Consider the following 25,916-nt stretch of genomic DNA (forward strand, 5'->3'; position numbering starts at 1 on the left):
GATGGCATTTCTGAAAGCAAGCGACACGATTTCCGGCCAGGAAGGCCGCGCATACGCAACGATTAACGGACAGACGGAAGAAATGTTCTATGTGAAGACGCTGGAAGCAACAGTGGAGAAACAAAAAGCAGAGGTCAAAACGTTGGGTCGTCGCGGTGTACAGCACAAAGCAACCGGTTGGTCTGGCTCGGGTTCCATGACAATCTTTTATACCACTTCTCGTTTCCGCGAGCTGATGCTCCAGTACATGCAGAATGGTGTGGACACGTACTTCGACATTGAAGTGACCAACGAAGATCCTTCCTCTACAATTGGCAAACAGACCGTGACCCTCAAAGGTGTCAATCTCGACAGTGTGATCATGGCATCCCTGGATACCGAGGCGGAGGCGTTGGAGGAAGAAGTGAGCTTTACCTTTGAAGATGTCGATATGCCTGTATCGTTCAATTTGCCAAAGTAATGTAGCGTGGAAAGCATAATGATTTGAAATTTATAAAGAGTATTAATTAACAGCGGGTTTGTAAAAGAAACCTGTTCAACTTGCCTGTGTTACGGGCTATTTGGCGTGTCAAAATACTGTTCTTCGCCGCTTCGTGCGGCGGGGGACCTAACTTTAGAGGAGGAACAATACATGAGTGGATTGAGTATGTTTTTTGCCCAAAATGCAGCAACAGATACAACGGAGGAGTTTATTGTATCCCCCCGATTCAAAGATGAGAAAGGCGAGCCGGTTGCTTGGAAACTGCGCAGCATGACCGAGGACGAAAACCAGGAATGCCGCAAGGCAGCTACTCGCAAAATCAAGGGCAAGAACGGTGTCTACACACCCGACATCGATGCGAATGATTACATGGCTCGCCTGATGAGTTCAAGTGTCGTGTATCCCGATCTGAAAAACGCAGAACTCCAGCGGTCATACGGCGTGATGGGGGCGGAATCGCTTTTGCGGAAAATGCTGCTGCCTGGGGAATTTGCTTCGCTCGGTGAACAGGTTCAGAAGCTGAACGGCTTCAATCAGGACATGAACGAACTGGTGGATGACGTAAAAAACTAATTAAAGAGGGCGATTCCGAAGCCAATCTGGCTTATTACGCTCTCCATGAATTAAACATTTTGCCGCATGAATTAATGGCTTTCTCCATGCGAGAACGAGCAGCGATCTATGCGATGATCTCCATCCGAGTGGAGAAAGAGAAGAAAGAACGGTCCAAGAGCCGCGCCCGGAAGAAATAAAAAGGAAAGGAGGGAGAAATGAATGTCCGATACAAGTATAAATGTAATCAATCCTCCATCTGTAAATAATCTGATCAACAACTTGAATCTGATCCAGGTAAAAACAACCGAAATTTTGAATAACTTCAACCAGATGAACCAGATTAATTTGAATCAATTTAACCAGACGAACATATCCAACCACTTTAATCAAATAAACCAACAGATGAATGTAACGATTAATTTGATGGAAAAGTTGGAAGATACGGTCGATGATACAAGTGATTCGTTAGGTGATAATCTGATCAAACTCTCCAAGTGGATGCAAATGGTAAAGTCCGCTGGAAGTGTCGTGTTAAAAGCGGCTGCTGAACAAGAAGACTTCAAATATCGTTACATGGTTGCCGCAGAAGATCCGGTGCTCGGGGAAAGCATCTATAATAAGTATCGAGATCAAGCTTCCAAGAGCGGTCAGGATGTCAATGATTCGCTTAAATCTTCTCTAGGCTTCTTGCCTTTGGCACAAAATACAGGGCAGGTAGATCAGTTAAATGATATGACTCAACGATTAAGTATGTTGTCACCAGATAATAAAAGCCTGACCGATGCATCCAAGGCTATTGTTAGTGCCATGAATGGAAAAAATACTGATTTGGCGAGTCAATTCAACATACCGGAAAGTGCATTGACCGGGGCTGGATTGGGTGAATTTATACAGACTAAAGACCTTGACGGTTTTATACAAGGTTTGCAGACAGTTCTTGAAATGCAAGGTTACACACAAGAAGCCTTTGATACGATGCTGGATTCTCCATTGCAAAAATGGACGGCTCTCGTGAATCAGTTCAATGGAATACTATCTGAAATCGGGACAAGAGCGTTGGAAGTTTTATCTCCTGTGCTTGACCGATTAAACGAAGCCATAAGCTCAGGTCAGTTCAGTGCTTTCATCGAATGGATTGGTGGGGCCTTCGCAATTATTGCTCAGGTGGTGGCATTTATCGTGGATGGGTTCATCAATTTTGCTACAGCTGTACAGGAAGGCTGGGCTATCATTGGACCTATATTAACGGCCATTGCTTTAGTGCTCCTAGCCAATATAATTATTACGCTCGGAGTTGTAATCGCTCAGGTTTATCTACTGGCAGCGGCATGGTTGGTAGCTAACTGGCCTATCTTGCTTGTAATTGTTGCCATTGCAGGACTCATCTTTATTTTGCAATTATGTGGAGTTACAGCTGGGGATATGGTGGGAGCGATTATAGGTTATTTTTATATGGTTTACGAGCATATGAAATCAATTTTTGCATCCATTCTGAATTATTTCATGTCTTGGGCTGAATTTGTCATCAATGTATTCAGAGATCCAGCATATGCATTCCAAAAGTTGTTTGTTGACATGGGACTCATTGTACTCCAAATTTTGTTCAACATTACAAAGGGAATTGAGGATTTCGCAGGTGGTTTCAAAGATCAGATCAACTGGATGATCGGTGGTATAAACAAATTAATACCCTATCTGAATAAAATTTTCGGTACCAATTGGGGCGGTATTAAACTAGTGGATGATGCTAACATTCATTCAATGAGCGGTAAGATACAGGGTTTAATGAGTGACCTTGAAGCGAGTGCTCCTGAGAGCCAAAAGGACGTTGTTAGCCTGTGGAGAATGGATGCTTCTGCGGATTATAAGGATGCATTTGATAAGGGATTTGGCCAGGGGAATGATTTGATGGATACCACCAAAGGCCTATTTCCCAACGGCTCTGATAAATTACCCGGGAAATTCGGCGGTTCAACTCCCAAAACACCTCCCATACCATCGATGCCAACTACACCTGCTCCCACCGTTGTTCCCAATAGCAACATGAGTAACATCAACAAAATCAACAATATCGGACAGGTGGACAAGATCGGTGACGTGGACGGCACAGTGGATGTGACGAGCGAGGATCTGAAACTGATGCGTGAGCTTGCAGAGATGCAGGCGATTCAGCGATTTGTCAGTCTGACGCCAACCGTTCAGGTCACCACAGGGGATATCAACAGCGGACATGATGTGGACAGCATTATCAGCAAAATCACCGATGGACTGAACAGTCAGATCGTCTCCAGTGCCCAGGGGGTGTATGGATAAGTGGAATATTATATTCAGCTAAGCTTCAATAACCGTTCCGAATACATGTTTTTCCCGGTCACACCAGAGAGCATTGAGTTTTCGGATTCGGGAGACGGTAGTACGTTTAACGTGAGCGCTTTGGGTGAAATTAACGTGATCAAGTCGCCGAAGCTGCGCGAAGTCAGTTTCAGCGGGATTTTTCCGGCAGATTACAGCCCTTATCATCTGAACTACGATGCAGGACATCCGGCAATTCAGAAGCAGTTTTACCGTGATCCCTATGAATATGTGAAAAAGATCATCCGCTGGATGCAGACGGGCAGACCCGTCAGACTGTTCTTTTCCAGTGCAAGGTACACCATTAATATGGCTGTTTCCATTGAGAGCTTCGACTGGAAGGAGACTGCGGGTACGGTGGGGGATATCCAGTATGATATCAAGCTGAAGCAGTTCATTTTTTATGCCGCCAAAAAAGTAGTGCCACTCAAGGACAGCAAGGATACGGCTGCTTCGAAAACAAAAACCAAAGCCTCCCGGCCCAATGAAAAAATCCAGCCCAAGACCGTCACACTTAAAGCAGGAGACTCCTTGTGGTCTGTAGCCAAAGCCCATCTGGGAGATGGATCTCGCTGGAAAGAGCTGCAAAAGCTGAATGGCATCAAAGATGCACAACTGAAGAAGTTGCCGATTGGACTTGTGATCAAGCTTCCGTGAAAGGAGAGGGAATATGCAAGAGCAGATCAGGCTGGATGATAAGCTGGCAAACATGAAGGAACGGTTATTGCTGGATGACAAGCAGGGCAACATCTGGGACATTAGCGAAATTGCCGGTGATATTACGTACAAAACCTCCCGTATCGGCAAACCATCCTCTCTGGAATTCACGTTGATCAAGGGCAGTCTGTACCAGAACAAGAAATTCACATATGAGAATGGATATGTCGTGAAATATATCAGCAACGAGGTAGGCATATTTTACGGATATATCTTCTCGGTGGATAGTAGCAAGGACGAAAGTGTCAAAATCAAAGCCTACGACCAGACTCGTTATCTAACCGCGAATCAGACGTACAAGTTCGTTAACGCAACCGCTACGGATGTGATCAAACGAATTGCTACCGACTTTCAGTTGAAGGTGGGCGAGCTGGTCCAGCCGAAATACGTTATTCCACGCATGTTATTTGATAACAAAAAGCTGATTGACATGATCTGTGAGGCGTTGGACCGAACGTTGATCTATGGCGGAAAAAACTACATCTTCTACGATGATTTCGGCAAGCTTGTGCTTCGGGATGTGGAAGAGATGCCATACGGCTTTGTCATTGGGGATAACAGTCTACTCACGGATTACAGCTATACTAGGTCAATTGACGACCAGACATATAACAAGATCAAGCTGTACCGGGATAACAAGGATACGGGAAAAAGAGAAACGTTTGTTCATCAGGACTCAGGCAGCATCCGTCAATGGGGGCTGCTTTTTTTGTACCAAAAAGCGGATGATGGCCTGAACGAAGGTCAGATTGATGCCATGCTGAAGACCCTGATGACCCTACGTAATCGTGAGACGCAGACATTGAAGGTGGATGCGCTTGGTGATTTCAAGGTAAGGGCAGGTAGTTTTGTGAACATCCAGATCGATGAACTGAAGATTAATCAATATTTTCTGGTAGACGAATGTACGCATAAGGTACAGGGGGGCGTGCATACGATGTCACTGGATTTGAAGGTGGTGTAACGATAAATGATGCTGGACGTGATTAAAAAGGCGGCGGTGGCCGCTGTAGATGCCAAGTCTCCCGTTCAGGTAATGTACGGAAGCGTGACAAACACCCAGCCGCTGGAGATCACCGTTGAACAACGGCTGGCATTGGCTGAACCTTTTCTGGTACTGCCGGAATCCGTAGTGAACAAAGCTTGGACCGTGGGTGACCATGTCTTGTTGTTACGTGTTCAAGGTGGAGACAGCTTTGTCGTGCTGGATCGGCTGGTGAATCCATGATTCCACAGGGTGCGCAGATTAGCGCAGAAGATCAGGAAGAATCTGCTGTGCTTCCAAGTCTTACGTATGTATTTCAAGCTTCGGGACAACGAATTGGAAGGTTGCAATTGGATGGAAAAGATGCGGTAAAACAGGCGGTGTATAAAGTGTTGTCTACACGCCGCTACGAGCATCTAATTTATTCTTCGGATTACGGCATGGAATGGTCCTGGGAAGGAATGGCCGGGAGATCCATGGTTGAATCTGAACTGGAACGCTGGATTCGTGAAGCGTTGCTTCCGGATGATCGTATTTCGGATGTAACCGAGTTCGATTTTGTCCACGAGTCGGATGGAGTGCGGGTGTCTTTTACCGTGGAAACGGATTTTGGCAGCTCCAGGGAAGAGACGGAGGTGAACATGAATGTATGAAGAGCAGACGTTTGAAGTTATTTTAAACCGAATGCTGGATAGGGTACCAGATGGTGTGGATAAACGTGAAGGCAGCATTATCTATGATGCGCTTGCGCCAGCGGCTGTGGAAATGGCTCAGATGTATATCGAGTTGGATGTGAACGCCAATCTGAAGTTTGCAGATACAGCCTCTGGAGAGTACTTGGATCGCGCGGTGGCTTGGTCTGGCATTAGTCGGAAAACGGCCACGAAGGCACGTTGGGTTGGGAGTTTTTGGGATAACGAAGGTAAGCCTGTTGAAGTTCCTTTGGAAAGTCGTTTCTCCACGGGGGATCGGGTGTACGTTATTGTGGAGCGCATCGCGGCAGGACAATATGTGTTGGAGTGTGAAGTCGCGGGAGCGGAAGGTAATGAATATACGGGGGCACTGCTGCCCATCGATTATATTGCTGGCTTGACGACAGCTGAATTGACACGGTTGCTGGTTCCTGGCGAAGACGAGGAAACGGATCAGGCCTTATATGATCGCTATCAGGACAAAGTTTCCCGTCCGGTCACGAGTGCCAACAAATATCAGTATGAGCTATGGGCACGGGAAAACTCCGGGGTTGGCAAAGCAAAGGCTTTTCCACTGTGGAATGGTTCAGGTACAGTCAAAGTGGCATTGCTGAATAATGAAATGCAAACACCTGCTGATGCGGTCATTGAGGCGGTTCAGGAATATATCGATCCAACCCAGGATGGAATGGGCGAAGGTGCTGCTCCAATTGGACCCGTGGTCACAGTAGTGGGAGCGCAAGAGATACCTATTGATGTGGAGGTACAGGTCATGCTTGCTTCTGGTTCAACGTACGAGGGCGTGAAGACACTAATTGAAACGGGAGTTATGGCGTATCTGAAAGAACTGGCTTTTGCCGATCCGTTAGTTCGTTGGACACGTATTGCCAATGTCATTCTGGATATTCCACCCGTGATCGATTATAGCGATCTGCTGGTGAATGGTGGTATGTCTAATCTGGAGATCGCACCCGGCGAAGTAGCCGTTCTTGGGACGGTGAAGGTGACATGAGTAAAGCAGAGGTATTAATGACTCTTTTGCCCCCATTGTATGAAAATGTGCTTGAGATGCAGCTTCTCACGGAGACAGAAGGTGTAGAGCTGGACCAGCTTACGGTGAGTTTGGAAAGTGTGCTGGATCAATTCTACCCGGAGTCTGCGACCTGGGCATTGGAACGTTATGAGCGGGATTTGCAGATTCCGACGAATCAAGCCAAGCCGGATGATCAGCGGAGATCCGTAATCATTTCCAAAATGCGCGGAAGTGGTAAAGTTTCCGGTTCGATGCTGAAAAATGTGGCACAGGCGTATGAGAGTGGTGGGATCGAAGTTTCGGTTGATTCAGGCGAATATAGGATCATTATCCGTTTTACAGATACCTTGGGATTGCCACCCAATCTGGACGATCTGAAGGCAGCGATTGAGGATATCATACCGGCACATATGATCGTGGAGTACCGTCTGCGGTATTTGACGATTGCGGAAGTGGAAAGCATGACGCTGGCTGAGATCGAACAGACCCGTCAGGATGAATTTTTAGGAGGTGGAGCTTAAATGAATGGACCAAAAACACCGAATCTTGGGTTGAATAAAATTGACCGTTCCTCGCCATCGACGACCTATTTTGATCTGGATAAATATTTGGATCAGAACTGGGAGAAGGTTGATGAGGGTGTAGCGACTAAGCAAGATTTAGAGGAACTTCGTGAAGCGATAGAGGAGATAGATGTTCCTGATTCGTCTTTGACGCAGAAAGGGAAGGTTCAGTTGTCTAGTAAGACGGATGGCACGTCCGAGACGGTGGCGGCAACGGAGAAGGCGGTTAGGGATGCGAGGATTGCTACAAATTATGCAATTGATGTTCATGCCGACTCAATAGTTAATAGTTCGGAAACGCATGGCTTACGAATCAAAGCTGGAAAGATGGAATATTATAATGGAATCATATGGACTCCAGTGGCTGCAGGTCCAACGACATCTACTGAAAACTTGACATATTATGTTAATGCTAGTACAGGATATGATGGTAATACAGGCTTATCTCCTGCCCAGGCTTTCAAAACTATAGCTAAGGCTATTTCAATCCTACCTGAAGTTATAAACCACAGAGTTTATGTAAGAGTGAATAAAGGAAACTATCCGGAGCAGATTATAATATCTGGAAAGTCAGGTATAGGTAGAATTTATTTGAACGCTTCCAACGAAGTGACAATAGGCAGCTGCTATTTAAATAATTGCTCAGTCGAAGTCGAGATATACGGATTTGATGTAATCAACACTCGAGGCACTTCTTTTCAAATTGAACTATGTAAATATGTACGGTTGAGCAATTGTAAATTTGAACAGGCAACTAGTGATACTGGTATTGGTGTTTTCATACGCAGTGCTTCTAATGTAGCCCTTATTGAAAATAAAATTAGCAACAAATATTATGCGCTATATGTGGATTTAATTAGCCATGTGTATGCTGAGAAAAACACAGGTAGTAATAACTATCTAGCTTTGTATGTCGTTGGTGGATCCGTAGTATCAAAATCAGATTCACAGCTACAAGGTTCGGAACTTACTTTTGGTGGTGGGGTAATTCGATGAAGTTTTTAAGTAGTTCAATTTCAGTTTCAATATTGGTTTCGAATTGTGACAGAGAGGAAAAACATAATTATGTATTAGGAAGTAGAAACCTTTTTTAGGGATTATTTATAAGTTAATTTTTGTATTGTAAAGTTGATAGATTATATTATACTTAACTTTTATTTTGAACAGGGAAGTACTGTTTGGGTTGATTAATTGGAAACTTTGCTTGTTACGTTTGAGAGAAGAAGAATACTAAAGAAACTTAAAGATTAATTGAGGTGAAACCATGGAACGATGGGATACCCTATGGAAATGGGGAATTGCACTCATGAGCAGCTCGGTAACCTACTTCTTCGGAGGCTGGTCAGGCGTGCTCGGTGTATTACTCGTATTCGTCATCCTCGACTACCTAACTGGTATCGCGGCGGCGGGTATGAGTGGGAAATTAGAAAGTAACGTAGGCATGTTCGGCATCGCCCGAAAGGTATTTATATTTGCAATGGTATCGGTGGCTCATCTGGTGGACGGTGTTCTGGGAGACGGACATTTGTTCAGGGATGCGGTCGCCTTTTTTTATATCGCAAATGAGTTGTTGTCCATTATCGAAAACGGGGGCAAGTTGGGCGCACCTATTCCGCCGGTGATTCGGCAAGCCATTGAAGTGCTCAAGGGCAAAGGGGGAACCGGGGAACTCCCCGGTAACTTCTCCCCAAGTGCCAAAGATTCTTTTTCACAGGCTGATCCGGACGACATCGATTCACAGGCTGGAGATAGTAAGAAGTAATGCGACTATAGTAAGCCAGCACGTGAAACTACACATAACTCAACACATCAGGGACACGCACACAAGCAACCCCTGATCCAATCGCATTAACTATAGGAGCATTTTGCATCAATCCAGAGAGTGACATCCAATCAGCAATGTATAGATCAGAATGCTCTAATCTGTCTATACTTGTACCTGGGAACGCTTGAATCGAATGATGTAAAATGCTGATACAAACGGCAATTTGCCGCATAAAGGGTGTGAGAAACATGCAAACGAGAAGTTCGGGCAACACACAGGGCATTGACGTCTCTCGTTACCAGGGCAATATTGACTGGGCGAAGGTGAAGGCAAGTGGCATGACATTTGTATTCATCAAGGCGACTGAGGGACAGACGTATACCGATCCGAATTACCAGAAAAATGTAACCGGTGCACTGGCGGTGGGCATGCTTGTCGGAACGTACCATTTCTTCCGCGCGACATCTACCGATGGTGCCAAGGCCGAAGCGGCACATTATGCCAATACACTTAACAAAGTTGGAGGGGCCAAAGCTTTACAACTTCCACCCGTCATGGATTACGAGAACAACCCTGGCAACCTGAGCAAAGCGCAGATGAATACAGTTGCCAAAGCTTTTTTGACCGAATTACAACGTCTGACAGGTGTAAAACCGATCATATACACGGGCAATTCATTTGCCGGGAATTTTGACACATCACTCAGCTCATACGATCTGTGGATCGCGCGTTACAGCAACACTCGTGTACCGGACGACCAGCCGGCATGGAAGCGTTGGACGTTCTGGCAGTATACGGATTCAGGCAAGGTGAATGGAATTAGTGGCAACGTGGATATGAATGAATTCGAGGGAACAGCGGCACAGCTCAGAGCAAGATACGCAGCAGCCACTCCGAAACCACCGGAGCCATCCAATCCAACGAATCCAAGTCATCCGAATCCACCAACCGTACCACCGAAAGGGGGCGAACCGATGACAGCCGAAGAGAAAGCAGCGTTTGATGCGCTCAAATCGCAGGTCGACAAACTGCAGGCGCGTCAGCAAATGGAAGTTCCAGTATGGGCGAAAACAGCTGTGGATGCAGCACTGGCATATGACACCAAAAATCCATTGTTCAGCATCGATAATGGAGCGAGTTATGATTTTTACCGTTTTATTACCGTGATGCATCGCAGAGGTTTATTTAAAAAGTGAGCTGATTCTTAGCAAATTAAAATGTTGATTTTATCTGAATGTGGATTGAACGGAGAAGGGACACGAGACGCTTTTTGTCGAACTGTGTTCCTTTTTTGTGTTTTGTGTAAGTTATATTAACGCATATAATAAAGTTGAAGACTTATGTCTGTAAATCTCTTGTCTAATTGATTAATGTGATGTAAAGTAAGTTACACGAAATTGTTTTTCACCACAGTTTATTTACACAATCCTCCTCATCATGACAAAGCCATAACATATAAAGTTATTGTAATGTCTCCCTATTGTAAATCCAACATCTCAAGATGACTCGTTCATACATTTTACACATCCAATCTGCAAGAGAAAATCACTCTAATAAACAACTTACACAGCTAACAACCTAGCCTTTGTTGAGTTTCTTTCATCCGTATTGCAAACGAACGCTACCTAATCCGGTTTCCACACTCCATGCTCAAGACGACATGCTCAAGGAACAGACTTTATCATGTAGCCAGCAGCGTAGTATCCACATGCCCATCTGTATTTTCGATCTACCAACTTAAACTTGCTCTTACCAGTCCATACCCACTCGCTGTTGCTTATTGACCTTAGTTCAAATAAAACGCAACAATCCTATCAATTTCATAGATTCATCTCACAAGATACGTTGTTGAACCTTTTTCTTTTTCTATAAAAGTAATCAATCCATGTCCTCGCTCAATGTGCACGATCTGAAATTTACCTGTATTCCATACGTGTCCCATACTATTTTTACATTTCATATACATGCCGTACTTTTCTCAGAACTTTAATTCAGGTATCGCAGGCATCTAAAGCCTTTTATATGATACATAGCACCAAACCGATTGCCAACATTGGAGATCTTTCATGCCAGCATCACACACATTATGAGACAGGGAAGGGTGTTGTACGTATGCGAATGAGAAAAAAATGGATGTCCGGTGTTCTAACGATGGCCTTGAGTACCGTATTGGTGTTGTCCGGTTGTTCCAGTAACGAGAGTGGAGAGTCTACGCCTGCTCCGGCAGAAGGAAACGACCCTCCAACCGAAACGGTAGCCCAGGATACGATGATTATGGGGCGTGGTGGGGATTCCGTAGCACTCGACCCGGCGATTGTGACCGATGGGGAGTCGCTGAAGATTGGGCATCAGGTGTTTGATTCGTTGCTGGACTACAAGGAAGGCGGAACAGAGGTCATTCCTGGATTAGCAGAGAGCTGGGAGATTTCGGCGGATGGACTCAAGTATGTGTTTAAGCTGAAGTCCGGTGTGAAATTCCATGATGGAACTGACTTCAACGCAGAGGCTGTTGTGTTCAACTTCAACCGCTGGGGTGATCCGGCGAGTGAATATAAATTCGAGGGAGATTCCTTCGATTATTACGATTCCATGTTTGGTCCAGAGGACGGGCGTGTGATCAAGGAAGTGAAGGCGACGGACGAGACTACGGTGGAGTTCACATTGAACCAGCCACAAGCGCCTTTCCTGCAAAATATTGCGATGACGCCATTTGGCATTGCCAGCCCAACCGCGATTCAGGAGAAAAAAGAGAACTTTAAGAGCGAGCCTGTGGGCACCGGCCCATTTGTATTCAAAGAATGGAAGCGTAACGACTCCATCACCCTGGAGAAAAACGCGGATTACTGGAAAGAAGGACTGCCGAAGCTGAACAAAGTGATCGTGCGTTCCATTCCGGATAATACCGCTCGCTTCAATGCCCTGCAAAACGGTGAGATTGATGTTATGGAAGACCTGAACCCGGACGATCTGTCCATTCTTGAAGGCAACAGCGAGTTACAGAAGATCGAGCGTCCACCGTTCAACGTGGCGTATATCGGCTTTAACTTTAAGAAGAAACCATTTGATAATGTCAAAGTCAGACAAGCCCTCAATCATGCGGTGAACAAGCAGGCCCTTATTGATGCATTCTTTGCTGGACAAGCTGAGCCTGCCGTGAACCCGATGCCTCCAACGCTGTGGGGATACAACGATACCATTGAGGATTACCCATATGATTTGGAAAAAGCAAAAGCTCTACTCGCCGAAGCTGGCTTTCCTGACGGATTGCCTGATCCGGTAACCTTCTATGCGATGCCGGTATCCCGTCCGTATATGCCTGATGGCAAGAAGGTAGCGGAAGCGATCCAAGCTGATTTTGAGAAAATTGGTGTTACCACAAACATTGAATCCCCAGAATGGGCGACCTATCTGGATGATGCGAAAGCCGGGGAGAAAGACGATATCTACATGCTCGGCTGGACAGGTGATAACGGGGACCCGGATAACTTCCTGTACACGTTGCTCGACAAAGACGCCATTCCGGGCAACAACCGCAGCTTCTATGTTAACGAAGAGTTGCACGTACTACTGACGGATGCGCAGAAAGAAACAGATCAGGAGAAACGTGCGGAGCTTTACAAACAAGCGCAGGCAATTATCAAGGAAGACGCACCGTGGATTCCACTCGTGCACACCACGCCAATTCTGGCGGGTAAATCGAACCTGAAAGGTTTCGTACCATCTCCGCTGGGCAGTGAATCCTATGCCGGTGCTTATTTTGAGTAAGCTGTAAGCTGAACTTATCCATTTCAGATAACTGCGATCTGAAGATGGCACTGCAGTTCGGAGTGAGTACGTTTAATTCTTTCTTACAAAGCGCTGGTGAGACGCAATGCTTGGCAGAACCCACATCCGGACGTAACTATCCAAAGCATGCGTTTCTGCCGGCGCTTTTTATTTTGCACGATATGTCGAAGGCAGGTGAACAGGATTGAACAGCTATATTGTCAAACGTGTGCTTGTGTTGCTGCCCGTACTGCTGGGCATGACCCTGATTGTCTTTTCCATCATCCACGCCATTCCGGGTGACCCGGCCGAGACCATACTTGGGCAAAAGGCAACCGAACAATCCAAGCAGGCCCTTCGTGACCAGCTCGGTCTGGATAAACCCTGGTTCCAGCAATATTTCGCCTACTTGGGCGATTTGCTCAAAGGTGACCTGGGAACATCCATCCGCACCAAGGTGCCTATTGCCCAGGAAATTGTGCCTTATCTGACAGCAACCCTCGAATTAACGATGGCTAGTATGTTGTTTGCTGTCATTATTGGGGTGAATGCCGGGATTGTCAGTGCATGGAAGCACAACTCCTGGTTTGATTATTGCTGTATGGTCATTGCTTTGGTGGGTGTATCGATGCCTATCTTCTGGTTAGGTCTGATGGAACAATGGCTGTTTGCGAACAAGTTGCAGTGGTTGCCATCCATTGGACGCATGAATGCACGAGATCCGGTGGAAGCCATTACGGGCTTGTATGTGCTGGATACGATGATCGCTGGACAATGGAATCAGTTGTGGACCGTCACGAAACATTTGATTCTGCCAAGTGTTGCACTGGGAACGATTCCGATGGCTGTTATTGCCCGGATGACCCGTTCCAGTATGCTGGAAGTGATGAGTTCCGATTACATTCGTACAGCGAAGGCGAAGGGACTGGGGCCGTTTTTTGTTGTATATGGACATGCACTCAAAAATGCGTTCATTCCTGTGCTCACGGTTATCGGCATCCAGACCGGATCGCTGCTTGGGGGTGCGGTGTTGACCGAAACGATCTTTGCTTGGCCAGGCGTGGGACGTTATATATATGAAGCGATTAGTTCGCGGGACTATCCGGTGATCCAGAGTGGGATTCTGATCGTGGCGTTCTTTTTCGTGGTGATTAACCTGATTGTGGACCTGCTCTACGCCGTGTTTGATCCGCGGATCAGTTATAAATAGGGGATTTATCATTCATTCATATCCAAGAAAGGAGACGCCGCATGGCCAAATTATCAACCAATACCGGACCATCCATAGACGCTGCGTCGGCGAGCACATCCGGTCCATGGCGGGAAGCGTGGAGAACGTTTCGGAAAAATCGGCTTGCCCTTGCAGGTCTAATTATTATCGTGTTTTTTATCCTGTTGGCCTTCCTCGCGCCATATATCGCTCCTTACGATTATAAGGAACAGGTGCTGGTGGATCGGCTTCAGGCCCCTTCGGCAGAGCATTGGTTTGGTACCGATGATCTGGGGCGTGACGTGTTTTCCAGAGTGATGCATGGGGCGCGTATTTCATTATGGGTAGGCTTCTTCTCTGTTATTGGTTCCATTATCGCGGGCACGTTGCTTGGTTTAATTGCCGGATTTTATGGAAAATGGGCTGACATGCTTATCTCGCGTCTATTTGATATCTTGCTCGCCTTTCCCGGGATTTTGCTGGCCATCGCCATTGTGGCGATATTGGGCCCGTCGTTGCAAAATGCATTGCTCGCCATCGCCATCGTGAACATCCCGACCTACGGAAGGTTGGTGCGTTCACGGGTACTCAGCTTGAGACAGGAGGAATTCATTACGTCGGCGCGGACACTTGGAGCGGGTAATGGGCGAATCTTGTTTCGCCACATCTTGCCCAATAGTCTTACTCCGCTGATCGTGCAAGGTACACTTGGAATTGGGACGGCGATCATCGAAGCTGCTGCGCTCGGATTTCTAGGCATGGGCGCACAACCACCCGATCCCGAATGGGGTAAAATGCTGTCGGACTCCCGTCAGTTTATACAAAAAGCACCGTGGACACTGATTTTCCCCGGCGTTTCCATTATGTTAACCGTTCTCGGCTTCAACCTAATGGGCGATGGCCTGCGCGACACCCTTGATCCGAAAATGGTGAAAAAGTAAAATTTTCTAATCCTAACCGTAGTATCTTTCCCTATGCCGGTTCGAACTTTGGTTCGAGGCGGCTTTTGTTTTACTTGCTGGATTACGTTAAAATGATTGGTGATGTGCAAAAGTCGAAGGGTTATTCGATCTTTTTGTTAAAATAACCGCCTGCGTATTGACACCCAATTTTCCCATATGTTATATAAAAGGAAGGGTTTAGCACTCCGATCATCAGAGTGCTAACAGATGATGTTTTTACTGTACACCTACATATGGAATGATTCTGTTTTTGAAAATAGATATTGAACCTGAGTAGGACATGCGAAGCCAAGGAAGCAACAGACTTGAAGTAGCATTCCACGTTTAAGAGATATCACTTCATTGATGTGCTCTATCATAAAAAATCAGTGCTTATCAGATGCAAAAGTAGTGCAGGGGACGAAATCGATTTGGAGGAAGCAGAGCGTTCGCCTTTATCACCGGATTTCTCCCTTTTAAAAAGGGAATCAAAGAAATACGGGGATAACAGCGATCCGAAAAACGATTCGTAACCGGAACGGCTACATTGCAGAACGTCGTGCACTTATTTTTACAATGAGCCAGTTAGAAGTGAATCACAATATCTGTGGACTAGAGCGATCAAAGGTTTTTGAGTCTACTAATGGCCGCAGGATTACTCAGTAACTTTCTATTTTCAATCAAATCATTCGATATCCAATTTGAAAGGAGTCCAACCACTCATGGCTAAAAAAGAATTCCAGGCAGAATCCAAACGTTTGCTGGATATGATGATCAACTCCATTTACACCCAAAGAGAAATCTTTTTGAGAGAATTGATCTCCAACTCCAGTGACGCCATTGATAAAATTTATTACAGAGCACTTACCGACGATTCACTTGTTTTCAACAAAGAGGACTACTTCATCAAGCTCACGATTGACAAAGAAAACCGCACGCTCACACTGACGGATACCGGAATCGGGATGACGCAGGAAGAGCTGGAGAACAACCTGGGGGTTATCGCGAAGAGTGGTTCCCTGGCGTTTAAGAAGGAAAATGAAGCAAAAGACGGCCACAACATCATTGGACAATTCGGGGTAGGTTTCTACTCGGCATTTATGGTGGCGGACAAGCTGACCGTAACGAGTAAAACGCTGGGCAGCGACGAAGCTTGGAAATGGGAGTCCGAAGGCGCGGATGGTTACACAATCACACCAGCTGAGAAAGATTCCGTAGGTACGGAAATCGTCCTGACGATCAAAGAAAATACCGAAGAAGATTCGTATGACGAATTTTTGGATGAGTACCGCCTGAGATCCATCATCAAGAAATACTCCGACTTCATTCGCTACCCGATCAAGATGGATGTAACGGGTCAACGTCCGAAAGAGGGCACGGAGAACGAGTTCGAGGAATATCAAGAAGAACAAACCGTGAACAGCATGGTGCCGATCTGGCGTAAAAATAAAAGCGAACTGACCGAAGAAGACTACACGAACTTCTATATGGAAAAACGCTACGGTTTTGACAAACCGCTCAAACACCTGCATATCAGCGCAGATGGCGCAGTGGTATACAATGCAATCCTGTTTATCCCGGAGAACACGCCGTTTGACTACTACACCAAAGAGTATGAAAAAGGCCTTGAACTCTACTCCAACGGTGTATTGATCATGGATAAATGTGGGGATCTGTTGCCAGATTACTTTGGATTTGTTAAAGGTATGGTGGATTCGGAAGACCTGTCCCTGAACATTTCCCGTGAGATGTTGCAACATGACCGTCAGCTTAGCCTGATCGCGAAAAACATCAAGAACAAAATCAAGAGTCAACTGCAAAGCCTGCTGAAGGACGAGCGCGAGAACTACGAGAAGTTCTACCAAGCGTTTGGCCGTCAGTTGAAATATGGCGTATATAGCGACTATGGTGTGAACAAGGATACATTGCAGGATCTGCTGTTGTTCACGTCTTCCAAAGAGAGCAAACTCGTGAGCCTGGACGAATACGTCTCCAGAATGCCGGAAGATCAGAAGTACATCTACTATGCATCCGGTGAGTCCATTAGCCGTATTGAGAAGCTGCCACAGATCGAGGGTGTTCTTGAGAAAGGGTACGAAGTATTGTACTTTACCGATGACATCGACGAGTTTGCAATCAAGATGATCACGAACTACAAGGAGAAAGAATTCAAATCCATCTCCAGTGGTGACCTGGGTATCGAAGATAACGCGGACAAAGAAGAAACGGACGCTCAGGACAACGACAACAAAGAGTTGTTTGAAGCGATGCAAGCTCAATTGGCAGGTAAAGTCAAAGCCGTTAAAGCTTCCAAACGTCTCAGAAGCCACCCGGTATGTTTGTCCACCGAAGGTGAATTGACGATTGAAATGGAGAAAATCCTGAAAGCTATGCCAAACAGCGAAAATGTACAAGCCGACAAAGTGCTGGAAATCAACGTGAATCACGATGTCTTCAAATCGTTGAAAGACGCTTTCGCACAGGATCAGGAAAAGCTGAACCTCTATACCAGCCTGCTGTACCATCAGGCATTGTTAATCGAAGGATTGCCAATTCAAGATCCAGTAGAGTTCACCAACGATATCTGTAAGGTTATGGTGTAATACCGTTGCACCCACCATCTCCACCCCGACAGGGCGTTTCAGTCCTGTCGGTTTTTTTTGTTTTTACCAACAACGGGAGGGCGCGGGGGAGGCAGACTATCATTGAAGCAAATGATGATATTTTCTAAATTGAACTTGATTTTCACTCGATTTTTTAGCGAGTTGAATGATGAATACCATTATGTATTATAAGGACAGCAAAAGTAGTGAAGGGGACGGAATCGATTCTGAAGAAGCGAAGCGTTCGCCTTTGTCTCCGGGTTTTTCCCTTAGTAAAGGGAATTCAGAAAACCTGGAGACAACAGCGATCAGAAGAACGATCCGTAACCGAAACGGCTACCTTGTGTCACAGTGAGTACTTATGGTTGTTCTGCTATGGGAGCGAGCATATGTGAATAATGAGTTCAATTTTAATCATTATCATTTAGATGCACGGATGATAGTCTGGCAGGGTATAATAAGAGAAGATGACTGTTCATCACAAATTGATGTAAGAAGAGATGACAATCACAGACAGGTTTTACTTTTCGAAACCACAGATGTTGTGTATAATCACTCAAAATAGAGACAGTCGGCTAGGAGTGATCCCCATGCAATGGAACGATCTGAGAGAACATAGACAATATCCTGAATTAACCAAATTGGATGGATCTCGTGCAGCGTATGAACGGGACTATTCGAGACTTATTCATTCACCGACCTTCCGTCGGTTACAGGGCAAATCGCAGGTATTTGGCGCAGGAACGGGTGATTATTATCGTACTCGTTTGACCCATTCCCTGGAGGTGGCACAGATTGCCCGAGAAGCTGCCCGAAGCCTAATTCGCCGTTTTCCCGAGGTGGACTGGGACCGCGCGGACAACCCCGGTCTTATTATTGATTCAGAAGTGGTGGAGTGCGCTGCAATCGCACATGATTTTGGCCACCCGCCGTTTGGACATAAAGGTGAAGAAGTATTGGATGGCATTCTGGATGACCTCATCAACACCGAGGCTAAGAAAATCATGAAAAAAAGCCGCAGCGCCAAAGTTCCCAAGGTGGAGTCTGAAGTCCGTGCCGAGTTAAAACGGAAATACGAGCATTTTGAAGGCAATGCGCACAACTTCCGTCTCATTATGCACTTGGAGAAGCGTGAAGATATCGATGGACTGAACCTGTCTGATGCGGTATTACTAGGAATCAACAAGTATCCGTACCCTGGGACAGAGAGCAAAAAAGGCATGTATCATCATGAGTGGCAATATATTCGGGAGATCCGTGATCGCTGGAACGTGCCGGCAGGCAAGAAGACGCTGGAAGCACAGTTGATGGACCTTTGCGACGATATTGCGTACTCCTCGCATGACTTGGAGGATGGCATCAAAGCAGGCAAAATTGAAGTACATGAGCATTTCCTGCAAGATCCGCATGTGAATCGACTGATTGTGGATAAAATTACAACGCTGGAGGATCTGTTCTGGAACGGATGGACCCGAGAAGCGATTGGGCAAAAGGTAGAAGAGGTCCTCGCTTCGTTCCTGCGCATCTGGAATGAGAAGATGCCGTTCTGCGAGCATGATTACTCGCGTACCCGTCGTGAGGTGAAAGCCTACTGGGTGAGCTTTTTTGTAGGCAGCCTGGGCGTTATTGACGACGGCGACTGGAAGAAGGTAACTTTTGTCCGTGAAGGGGCTGAAGACCTTGATATGCTGCGTACGGTGAGTGTGCTCAAGAGTTTTGCCTGGGTGACCATGATTCGTGATCTACGTGTGCAGCGGCTACAGAAGCGCAGTGAGTGGATGATTAAGCGATTATGGGATGCATTCCTCGATCCGGAAACGTCCAAATCCATTATTCCATCCGACTGGCTGCAACGGTATGAGAAGGATCAAGCCAAAGCCCAGCCGATCTGGACTTGGGAACACATGGTGATCGATTATATCGCAGGTATGACGGATGCATTTGCCGAGAAAATATATAATGAACTCTACGGTCTGAAGGTGGGTTCGATCTACGATCTGGATTAAAATTAACCGATATAAAGGGAGATGAGACGCGTGGCTAAGCGAATGAGTGAGACGTTCAGTCTGGGCGTACTTGACCTTGTTCCAAGGTTAAACGATGCCACAGCGGAACAGGCGCTTCAACAATCGGTGACACTTGCGCAACATGCCGAGGCTTGGGGATACGCCCGATACTGGACGTCAGAGCATCATGATATGGCTGAACTGGCATCGGCCTCTCCCGAAGTACTGTTATCGCACATCGGAGCAAGGACAACAACGATCCAACTTGGCTCTGGTGCGGTCTTGTTGCCACACTACAGCCCACTCAAGGTTGCGGAGTCGTTCCGCCTGCTGGCTGCGCTCTATCCGGGGCGCATCGAGCTTGGGCTCGGACGTGCTCCGGGCGGTGGACCTCATGCCACGATGGCACTTAGTGGCAATTACTTGCACCATGTATCCAAACTGCCTGAATCGCTCGCAGCACTCACAGAACTGCTCGAAGACCGCTACATGTACGAGGATCATCCCGTGACAGCTCGTCCGATTCCCGAGCTCCCGTTATCACTCTGGATGTTGGGAACTAACGTGAAGAGTGCAGAATTTGCGGCTCGGTTTGGCATGGGATATGTATTTGGTCAGTTCATGAGTGATGCCGATGGTACAGAGGCTGTAAGGCGATACCGAGAAGGATTTATTCCTAGTGCAACGATGAAGGAGCCTGAGGTTATGGTGGCAGTCAGCGTATTGTGTGCCGAGTCAGAGACGGATGCTTTGGGCTGGAGTCTTAACATGGCGGAGAGACGTAAGCTGGATGGAAAAGAACGTTCGACCGGGCCGAATTCAAGTGGTATCGTGGTCTCTAACACGAATGATGTAGCCGTTAGTGATCAAAATGAATCGGTACGGCACTATGCAGGTACACCTGAGCAGGTATGGGCGCGATTGCAACAGGTGAGTCGCAGGCTGGATACGGAGAGGTTGCTTCTGGTTACGGCGGGACCAGATTATGAGCGCAGGTTGGATTCATATCGATTGCTGGCTGAGCATAAGACAGCAATACTGAACTAGGCTGATCGCTTTATGAAGGTAGCCGTTGAAATCCGAACAAACCGAAGAGCTGCAGATCGGGACTTTACCGTATGCTGCAGCTCTTCAGTTTGGACTTTGTCAAGATTCAACAATCTCTTACAAAATCAAGCATCTTAATGACAAAATAATGTTATAATACTTTACGTCTATTTTCCTACCGATATAATATAGATAAGTTCTTTTGACAAGAGGTCAAATAGAAGGGGAAAACAATGACAAACGCACCTGTATTCGGGATGACCGAAGAGGTCAAGGGGGAAATCATATGTTCAGCAGATTCAAGATCAAGAGTATCGGTCTGCGTATCAGCATCGCGTTCTACTTGTTAATCCTCTGTTTAATTGTTTTGAGTGTCACGATTGTCACCCGGATGAATTCAATCGAAACCAATACCAATGAAATTACGAACAATTGGATGCCATCAATCCAGCAAATTAACCGGTTAAATTATACCACAGAGCATGTCCTGTCACTAAGTTATCGCCACTTTGACGCGGAAGAGACAGACAAGGCATTTTTGTCAGAAGAGCGTACCAAGTATATTCGTGAAACGACGCAGGCGATTAAAATCTATGATCAGCAGGAGAAGTCTGCGGATGAGCTCGAACATTGGACAGCGTTCAAGAACAAATGGGAAGCGTATCTCAAGATTAATACGCAAGCGATCAAGTTGAGTGATGAGGGGCAGACACAGCTGGCGAAGGAAGTAGCTGATAAAGGTGCTGATTCCTTTGACACCATGCAAGTCGACCTCGATTATCTCGTGGAATACAATCAGGAACAGTCCAATCTTGCGGCGGCCCAAACGATCAGATCGGTACAGGATGGTAGATTAATCATCATTATCGGTGTTCTTGTTATGATTGCCATTACAGCGATCAGCATTCCAATTATTCGTTCACAGGTCGTGAAACCACTGCTGCGTGTCATTAGTGCGGTGAAACTGATTGCAGAAGGCCAATTGAATGTTCAGGACATACATACCAAACATGAGGATGAAGTCGGTGTTCTGGCCAAAGCGGTGAATGACATGAAAGGTAACCTGACTTCCATGGTTCTGAGCGTCAGACGAATTGCCGAAGCTGTCAATCTGCAAAGTGGGGAACTGGCAATATCCTCAGAAGAGGTTAAGATAGGCAGTCGGCAAATTGCTGTGACCATGGAAGAGTCAGCCAAGGCCGCAGAGAGCCAGGCAGAGACAGCCGTGGAATCAGCCCGTACGGTTGAAGTGTTGAATGATCACATTCAGAATCATACGGAACAAGGCAGCCAGCTGCGCGTCATGTCGGATCTTGTACTGGAACAAGGTCTGAATGGTCGCAAGGCGATGGAACAGTCGGTGCAGCAGATGCAACAGATTTCCGGTTCAGTCTCGGCTTCCATGAACAAGATGGAACGGTTGAATCGTAAAAATGATGATATTTCCAAGCTGGTTCAGGTCATTCATGACATTGCACGCCAAACCAATCTGCTTGCATTGAATGCTTCCATTGAGGCAGCACGTGCGGGAGAGAGTGGACGCGGATTCGCCGTAGTGGCATCAGAAGTGAGGAAGTTATCTGAGGCTGTGCAGACTTCGGTTGAAGAGATCACGGCGATTACCGAGGATATTCAGCAGGAGTCACAAGGGGTGGTTGCGGAATTACGTACGAACGTTCAGGAGACCGAACTGGGTCAGGAACATGTGCTTACTTCAGGTCAACTCTTCCGTACAATTAATGAATCGGTGGAAGGCATGGTTGGTGTCATCGGCACGATGACAGATGGACTGGGAGGCATGCAGGAAGCAAGCGGACGAATGAATGATTTCAGTCAGCAGATTTCCGCTGTTTCGGAACAATCGGCAGCGAGTGTGGAAGAAGTTTCTGCATCGGCGGAAGAGCAAGTAAGTTCCATGGAAACGATTAGCGGCAACATTCAAAGTCTGAAAGAATTATCGGAAGATTTGCTTACATCCATTGAAAAATTAAAAATATAACCTTCTCCTTATAATAGAAGAAGCTGGAATCACGCAGGTGGCGATTAGTGAGAGTCTCAAAATAAAGTAAGGCGTTCCTCAACAATGGGAACACCTTATTTTTTTTCTTTCCAAAAAGATACGTGCAAGGAAATGGATAGTTGTCTAGGAGCCTAACATTGTATACAATGGCTACCTGAAGCAAACGTTTGAGTCGTATTTGATATGTCTTCAATGAGCTTACTATTTATATAGAAGAAACATGATTAATGAAGGAAGGAGAGGGGAATTTTGCCTGATGAAACACTTGGTATGTACGCCACTTCTGGGAAACACCTCTACACCTTTGCTTGCCACGAGAACGAGCAAGAACTATGCATGCTGGAGCTGAATACGCTGCTTGAACCGAGTTTGGAGATCCGTATGGATATGGGGTCATATGTGTGGTCTGAACGATGTACTCCACCTGGACGCAGTCCTTTTATCCATGGCAGACTGGACGTGATCGGCGAAGGGGGCAGCGTGACTGATCTGCTTCCTTTTGCCAGGGATATTCATCTGTTGCCAGAAGAGACATTTAAGGTGATTTGTTTGAAAGAAGGGGATCAAGCCCCTGATTATGCACAGTCTCGTCAACTGGAAAAAGAAGTTGGCATGTGCATTAAAGGCAAGGCACAGATGAAACAACCTAAGGTGACTTTCGGCCTAATCCGAACAGGAGAAAAATGGATCTTGGGCCAGTGGACAGAAGCGGATCGATCATGGCAGATTCATCGGCAGAAGCCGCAAAATTACTCAACTGGATTTGGCATCACGCTTGCGAGAGCGCTGGTTAATATTGCTGTTCCGAGAGTAGAAAATCATCGATTGCTTGATCCATGCTGTGGTATGGGAACGGTTGTGATTGAAGCTTTATCCATGGGAATTGACGCAAAAGGTAACGATCTCAATCCTCTGGCTGTCCGAGGTGCACGTATCAATCTGCCGCATTATGGATATGATTCGGATCGAATCACACTCGGGGATATGAATGAACTGCAAGATTTGTATGATGCAGCAATTCTGGACATGCCCTATAATCTCTGCTCTGTACTTCCGGATGCTGAGCAACGAGCCATGCTGGAGAGTTTGCGCAGATTGGCAAAACGGGCAGTGATTGTTTCCACAGAGTGGGTAGAAGAGCACTTGTTGGAAGTAGGATGGACTGTAAAAGAGTACCGAACAGTACATAAAGGCACGTTTGTACGTCATATTTGGCTGTGTATGTAAGCGTAAAAAAACAAAAAATCTACCTCTAGGGAAATTTCCAGAGGTAGATTTTTTTATTGCTTACATATCCATTGAACTAACAGTTTACACTAGAACGTAGAGGACAGAAATATTTCTTTAGTTCCATTGATATCGTTGATCTGATTTGCACAATATTGCATGGGAACGGGTGTTTGTGTTAATATTTATGACTATAATCCACAAGGTTCAACGGCAGAGTATCGCCAGCGACGTAAGCTTCCAGATTTTTGACGAAAATATCGACTGCTCGATTCGTGTATTGCTCTGTACTTCCTGCGATATGAGGCGTAATTAACACGTTATCCATGCCCCATAGCGGGTGGTCTGCAGGAAGAGGTTCTTCTTCGAACACGTCCAGTGCAGCGAAGGCAACTTGGCCGTTTTGGAGTGCATTCAGCAACGCTTCCGTTTTCACACTGGGGCCACGGCCCACATTAACGAAGCAGGCACCGGATCGGAACTGCTCAAATGCAGTTTGATCATATATATGTTTGGTTTCATCAGTTAGCGGTAAAATGTTAATTACATAATCGCCCTGGTTCAAGGCTTCATGTAAACCGGTCATGTCGTACATTTGGTCCACATTGGAGACATCCTTACCTGAGCGGCGAACTCCGATCGTGCGCATGCCGAGTGCTTTGAGAATACGGGCTGTTTCCGTACCGATCTCGCCTACACCAACGATGACCGCTGTTTTGCCATGCAGTTCTGGCAGTGGTTGGGCAGGAGCTTTCCATTCGGCCTGCTGTTGATGCAGCATAGCTTGTCTCAGCCAGCGACTGTGGGATAACATCATGCCCAGAATAATTTCGGTGATTGGAATCGCGTGAACTCCATTTGCACTGGTGACCTGAACGTTTTTTTGTTGCAAATCTGCGAAGGGGAGATTGTCCACACCAGCAGACCAGACCTGAACCCACTTCAACAGGCTGTCCTGTTTTAATGCATGTTCTGTGACGAGTGGGGACCAGCCGAGAATAATCTCAGCTTCTTTCAACTCAGCGGGGTCCAATTCCTTGGCTTTTCCGAATTTCAGGGTGTATCCCGGTGCAGCATTCTGAATGCGTTGTTGCTGTTCTTCGGATAGAGATGGAAAACATACAATTTTACCCATAATGTGTGGTCCTCCTGAGATAAATAGTTTGATGAGTTTGATAATTAAAGTGTATCAGATTTGATGTTGGATGTGCATTAAGGTGGGAAATGCAGGAATCTAGCCTTATTTGCAAATGGTTATATTTGTGTCAATCTATACTTACCCAACTTGAAACGATATGTATAGTTATGAAATAATAGAGCGAACTTTAGAGAGGTGTATGCAATGAATAACCAATCACATCAGGATCAATCATCCCGACGGGAAAGATTGTTTGTAGCAATTCGTCTTCCTGTTGCTGTTCAGCAGTCTCTTCAGATGGATGCGAGGCTTGTACAGAACAAGCTGGATTTTCGTAAATGGACAGATCATAGAGATTATCATATAACCTTGCAATTTCTGGGGGATACGTTAGTTAGTGACATCGGACACCTGCGAAAAGCATTGCGCTCAGCAACAAGCGGATTTCAGCCATTTGAACTTCAGCTTTCGAACTGGGGTACATTTGGACTTGAAGAAGCCCCTAAAGTACTTTGGAAAGGTGTTAGCGGAGAGATAGAGCACTTGTTTTCATTGCAAAAACAAATCGTGCAGGCGACTTCGCCCCTTGGGTATGAAGCTGAATTAAGACCGTATGCTCCCCATATTACCGTTGCCAGAAAATATCTGGGACAAGTTCCAGGTAATGAGAATAAAGGGGTATCTGGCGTGCTTCCGGAACATTCCACAGGTGCTAATTCATGGATGGTGGAGGACATTGTACTTTATGTGACAAGGCTGGGGCAATCGCCAATGTATGAGGTCGTGGATACGTTCACTTTTTCCTGATAATCATTT

Annotated in this window: 23 protein-coding genes; 22 read left to right on the forward strand and 1 reads right to left on the reverse strand. The window is 46.1% G+C overall.

Annotated elements, in window-relative coordinates:
- Position 1 precedes the first annotated feature (1 nt).
- From AC4E8D_RS06420 to AC4E8D_RS06520, 21 genes are all read left to right on the forward strand, one after another.
- The gene (locus tag AC4E8D_RS06420) at positions 2 to 460 is read left to right on the forward strand and encodes a phage tail tube protein (protein ID WP_017690162.1); all 459 of its coding nucleotides are present in this window, start codon (positions 2 to 4) and stop codon (positions 458 to 460) included.
- 171 nt (positions 461 to 631) lie between these two features.
- Positions 632 to 1,054: a phage tail assembly chaperone gene (locus tag AC4E8D_RS06425; RefSeq protein ID WP_221819093.1), complete on the forward strand. Its 423-nt coding sequence runs from the start codon at positions 632 to 634 to the stop codon at positions 1,052 to 1,054.
- Between the two features lie 201 nt (positions 1,055 to 1,255).
- Positions 1,256 to 3,349: a phage tail family protein gene (locus AC4E8D_RS06430; protein ID WP_221819094.1), complete on the forward strand. Its 2,094-nt coding sequence runs from the start codon at positions 1,256 to 1,258 to the stop codon at positions 3,347 to 3,349.
- Entirely contained in the window at positions 3,350 to 4,045 is a 696-nt protein-coding gene (locus AC4E8D_RS06435; protein ID WP_221819095.1) for a LysM peptidoglycan-binding domain-containing protein, read from the forward strand. It begins immediately after the preceding gene.
- A 13-nt stretch (positions 4,046 to 4,058) separates the two neighbouring features.
- A complete protein-coding gene (locus AC4E8D_RS06440; protein WP_221819096.1) occupies positions 4,059 to 5,069 on the forward strand; it encodes an XkdQ/YqbQ family protein in 1,011 nt (336 codons plus the stop codon).
- A gap of 6 nt (positions 5,070 to 5,075) precedes the next feature.
- Positions 5,076 to 5,333: a DUF2577 family protein gene (locus AC4E8D_RS06445; RefSeq protein ID WP_175383663.1), complete on the forward strand. Its 258-nt coding sequence runs from the start codon at positions 5,076 to 5,078 to the stop codon at positions 5,331 to 5,333.
- Positions 5,330 to 5,743 carry a DUF2634 domain-containing protein gene (locus AC4E8D_RS06450; protein ID WP_221819097.1) on the forward strand — a complete coding sequence of 138 codons (414 nt, stop codon included), beginning with the start codon at positions 5,330 to 5,332 and terminating at the stop codon, positions 5,741 to 5,743. The genes AC4E8D_RS06445 and AC4E8D_RS06450 overlap by 4 nt, the downstream gene beginning before the upstream one ends.
- The gene (locus tag AC4E8D_RS06455; protein WP_221819098.1) at positions 5,736 to 6,794 is read left to right on the forward strand and encodes a baseplate J/gp47 family protein; all 1,059 of its coding nucleotides are present in this window, start codon (positions 5,736 to 5,738) and stop codon (positions 6,792 to 6,794) included. Before AC4E8D_RS06450 ends, AC4E8D_RS06455 begins: the two co-directional genes overlap by 8 nt.
- Positions 6,791 to 7,336, forward strand: coding sequence for a putative phage tail protein (locus AC4E8D_RS06460; protein WP_221819099.1), 546 nt, complete (start codon positions 6,791 to 6,793; stop codon positions 7,334 to 7,336). The genes AC4E8D_RS06455 and AC4E8D_RS06460 overlap by 4 nt, the downstream gene beginning before the upstream one ends.
- The gene (locus AC4E8D_RS06465; RefSeq protein ID WP_221819100.1) at positions 7,337 to 8,374 is read left to right on the forward strand and encodes a phage tail protein; all 1,038 of its coding nucleotides are present in this window, start codon (positions 7,337 to 7,339) and stop codon (positions 8,372 to 8,374) included.
- A 268-nt stretch (positions 8,375 to 8,642) separates the two neighbouring features.
- Entirely contained in the window at positions 8,643 to 9,140 is a 498-nt protein-coding gene (locus tag AC4E8D_RS06470; RefSeq protein WP_221819101.1) for a phage holin family protein, read from the forward strand.
- Positions 9,141 to 9,391: 251 nt separating this feature from the next.
- Positions 9,392 to 10,339 carry a glycoside hydrolase family 25 protein gene (locus AC4E8D_RS06475; RefSeq protein ID WP_221819102.1) on the forward strand — a complete coding sequence of 316 codons (948 nt, stop codon included), beginning with the start codon at positions 9,392 to 9,394 and terminating at the stop codon, positions 10,337 to 10,339.
- A 922-nt stretch (positions 10,340 to 11,261) separates the two neighbouring features.
- Positions 11,262 to 12,908: an ABC transporter substrate-binding protein gene (locus AC4E8D_RS06480; protein WP_221819103.1), complete on the forward strand. Its 1,647-nt coding sequence runs from the start codon at positions 11,262 to 11,264 to the stop codon at positions 12,906 to 12,908.
- 205 nt (positions 12,909 to 13,113) lie between these two features.
- Positions 13,114 to 14,118 (forward strand): ABC transporter permease, encoded by a 1,005-nt coding sequence (locus AC4E8D_RS06485; RefSeq protein ID WP_017690144.1) that lies wholly within the window; start codon positions 13,114 to 13,116, stop codon positions 14,116 to 14,118.
- Positions 14,119 to 14,159: 41 nt separating this feature from the next.
- Entirely contained in the window at positions 14,160 to 15,059 is a 900-nt protein-coding gene (gene nikC / locus AC4E8D_RS06490) for a nickel transporter permease (RefSeq protein WP_076209596.1), read from the forward strand.
- A gap of 722 nt (positions 15,060 to 15,781) precedes the next feature.
- On the forward strand, positions 15,782 to 17,662 hold the full coding sequence (gene htpG / locus AC4E8D_RS06495; RefSeq protein ID WP_221819105.1) for a molecular chaperone HtpG: 1,881 nt from the start codon (positions 15,782 to 15,784) through the stop codon (positions 17,660 to 17,662).
- A gap of 166 nt (positions 17,663 to 17,828) precedes the next feature.
- Positions 17,829 to 18,017, forward strand: coding sequence for a hypothetical protein (locus AC4E8D_RS06500; RefSeq protein ID WP_339307236.1), 189 nt, complete (start codon positions 17,829 to 17,831; stop codon positions 18,015 to 18,017).
- A gap of 235 nt (positions 18,018 to 18,252) precedes the next feature.
- Positions 18,253 to 19,668 carry a deoxyguanosinetriphosphate triphosphohydrolase family protein gene (locus AC4E8D_RS06505; RefSeq protein ID WP_076209597.1) on the forward strand — a complete coding sequence of 472 codons (1,416 nt, stop codon included), beginning with the start codon at positions 18,253 to 18,255 and terminating at the stop codon, positions 19,666 to 19,668.
- 21 nt (positions 19,669 to 19,689) lie between these two features.
- Complete coding sequence (locus tag AC4E8D_RS06510; RefSeq protein WP_221819106.1) at positions 19,690 to 20,715, forward strand: MsnO8 family LLM class oxidoreductase; 1,026 nt, start codon at positions 19,690 to 19,692, stop codon at positions 20,713 to 20,715.
- 286 nt (positions 20,716 to 21,001) lie between these two features.
- Positions 21,002 to 22,714, forward strand: coding sequence for a methyl-accepting chemotaxis protein (locus tag AC4E8D_RS06515; RefSeq protein WP_221819107.1), 1,713 nt, complete (start codon positions 21,002 to 21,004; stop codon positions 22,712 to 22,714).
- A 270-nt stretch (positions 22,715 to 22,984) separates the two neighbouring features.
- Entirely contained in the window at positions 22,985 to 23,962 is a 978-nt protein-coding gene (locus tag AC4E8D_RS06520) for a TRM11 family SAM-dependent methyltransferase (protein ID WP_260632579.1), read from the forward strand.
- A 178-nt stretch (positions 23,963 to 24,140) separates the two neighbouring features.
- Here AC4E8D_RS06520 and AC4E8D_RS06525 read toward each other — a convergent pair whose 3' ends face one another.
- A complete protein-coding gene (locus AC4E8D_RS06525; protein WP_221819108.1) occupies positions 24,141 to 25,097 on the reverse strand; it encodes a D-2-hydroxyacid dehydrogenase in 957 nt (318 codons plus the stop codon).
- A 207-nt stretch (positions 25,098 to 25,304) separates the two neighbouring features.
- Between AC4E8D_RS06525 and thpR the strand changes: the two genes are divergently transcribed.
- Positions 25,305 to 25,907 carry an RNA 2',3'-cyclic phosphodiesterase gene (gene thpR, locus AC4E8D_RS06530; protein WP_221819109.1) on the forward strand — a complete coding sequence of 201 codons (603 nt, stop codon included), beginning with the start codon at positions 25,305 to 25,307 and terminating at the stop codon, positions 25,905 to 25,907.
- Positions 25,908 to 25,916: the final 9 nt, after the last annotated feature.

The sequence above is a fragment of the Paenibacillus sp. SRL342 genome, assembly GCF_984798905.1.

Coding starts and splice junctions, on each gene's coding strand:
- AC4E8D_RS06505 (WP_076209597.1), top strand. CDS start 18,253: ATGCAATGGAACGATCTGAGAGAACATAGACAATATCCTGAATTAACC.
- AC4E8D_RS06480 (WP_221819103.1), top strand. CDS start 11,262: ATGAGAAAAAAATGGATGTCCGGTGTTCTAACGATGGCCTTGAGTACC.
- AC4E8D_RS06450 (WP_221819097.1), top strand. CDS start 5,330: ATGATTCCACAGGGTGCGCAGATTAGCGCAGAAGATCAGGAAGAATCT.
- AC4E8D_RS06515 (WP_221819107.1), top strand. CDS start 21,002: ATGTTCAGCAGATTCAAGATCAAGAGTATCGGTCTGCGTATCAGCATC.
- AC4E8D_RS06475 (WP_221819102.1), top strand. CDS start 9,392: ATGCAAACGAGAAGTTCGGGCAACACACAGGGCATTGACGTCTCTCGT.
- thpR (WP_221819109.1), top strand. CDS start 25,305: ATGAATAACCAATCACATCAGGATCAATCATCCCGACGGGAAAGATTG.
- AC4E8D_RS06455 (WP_221819098.1), top strand. CDS start 5,736: ATGTATGAAGAGCAGACGTTTGAAGTTATTTTAAACCGAATGCTGGAT.
- AC4E8D_RS06510 (WP_221819106.1), top strand. CDS start 19,690: ATGAGACGCGTGGCTAAGCGAATGAGTGAGACGTTCAGTCTGGGCGTA.
- AC4E8D_RS06500 (WP_339307236.1), top strand. CDS start 17,829: ATGATGAATACCATTATGTATTATAAGGACAGCAAAAGTAGTGAAGGG.
- nikC (WP_076209596.1), top strand. CDS start 14,160: ATGGCCAAATTATCAACCAATACCGGACCATCCATAGACGCTGCGTCG.
- htpG (WP_221819105.1), top strand. CDS start 15,782: ATGGCTAAAAAAGAATTCCAGGCAGAATCCAAACGTTTGCTGGATATG.
- AC4E8D_RS06465 (WP_221819100.1), top strand. CDS start 7,337: ATGAATGGACCAAAAACACCGAATCTTGGGTTGAATAAAATTGACCGT.
- AC4E8D_RS06525 (WP_221819108.1), bottom strand. CDS start 25,097: ATGGGTAAAATTGTATGTTTTCCATCTCTATCCGAAGAACAGCAACAA.
- AC4E8D_RS06440 (WP_221819096.1), top strand. CDS start 4,059: ATGCAAGAGCAGATCAGGCTGGATGATAAGCTGGCAAACATGAAGGAA.
- AC4E8D_RS06430 (WP_221819094.1), top strand. CDS start 1,256: ATGTCCGATACAAGTATAAATGTAATCAATCCTCCATCTGTAAATAAT.
- AC4E8D_RS06420 (WP_017690162.1), top strand. CDS start 2: ATGGCATTTCTGAAAGCAAGCGACACGATTTCCGGCCAGGAAGGCCGC.
- AC4E8D_RS06445 (WP_175383663.1), top strand. CDS start 5,076: ATGATGCTGGACGTGATTAAAAAGGCGGCGGTGGCCGCTGTAGATGCC.
- AC4E8D_RS06470 (WP_221819101.1), top strand. CDS start 8,643: ATGGAACGATGGGATACCCTATGGAAATGGGGAATTGCACTCATGAGC.
- AC4E8D_RS06460 (WP_221819099.1), top strand. CDS start 6,791: ATGAGTAAAGCAGAGGTATTAATGACTCTTTTGCCCCCATTGTATGAA.
- AC4E8D_RS06425 (WP_221819093.1), top strand. CDS start 632: ATGAGTGGATTGAGTATGTTTTTTGCCCAAAATGCAGCAACAGATACA.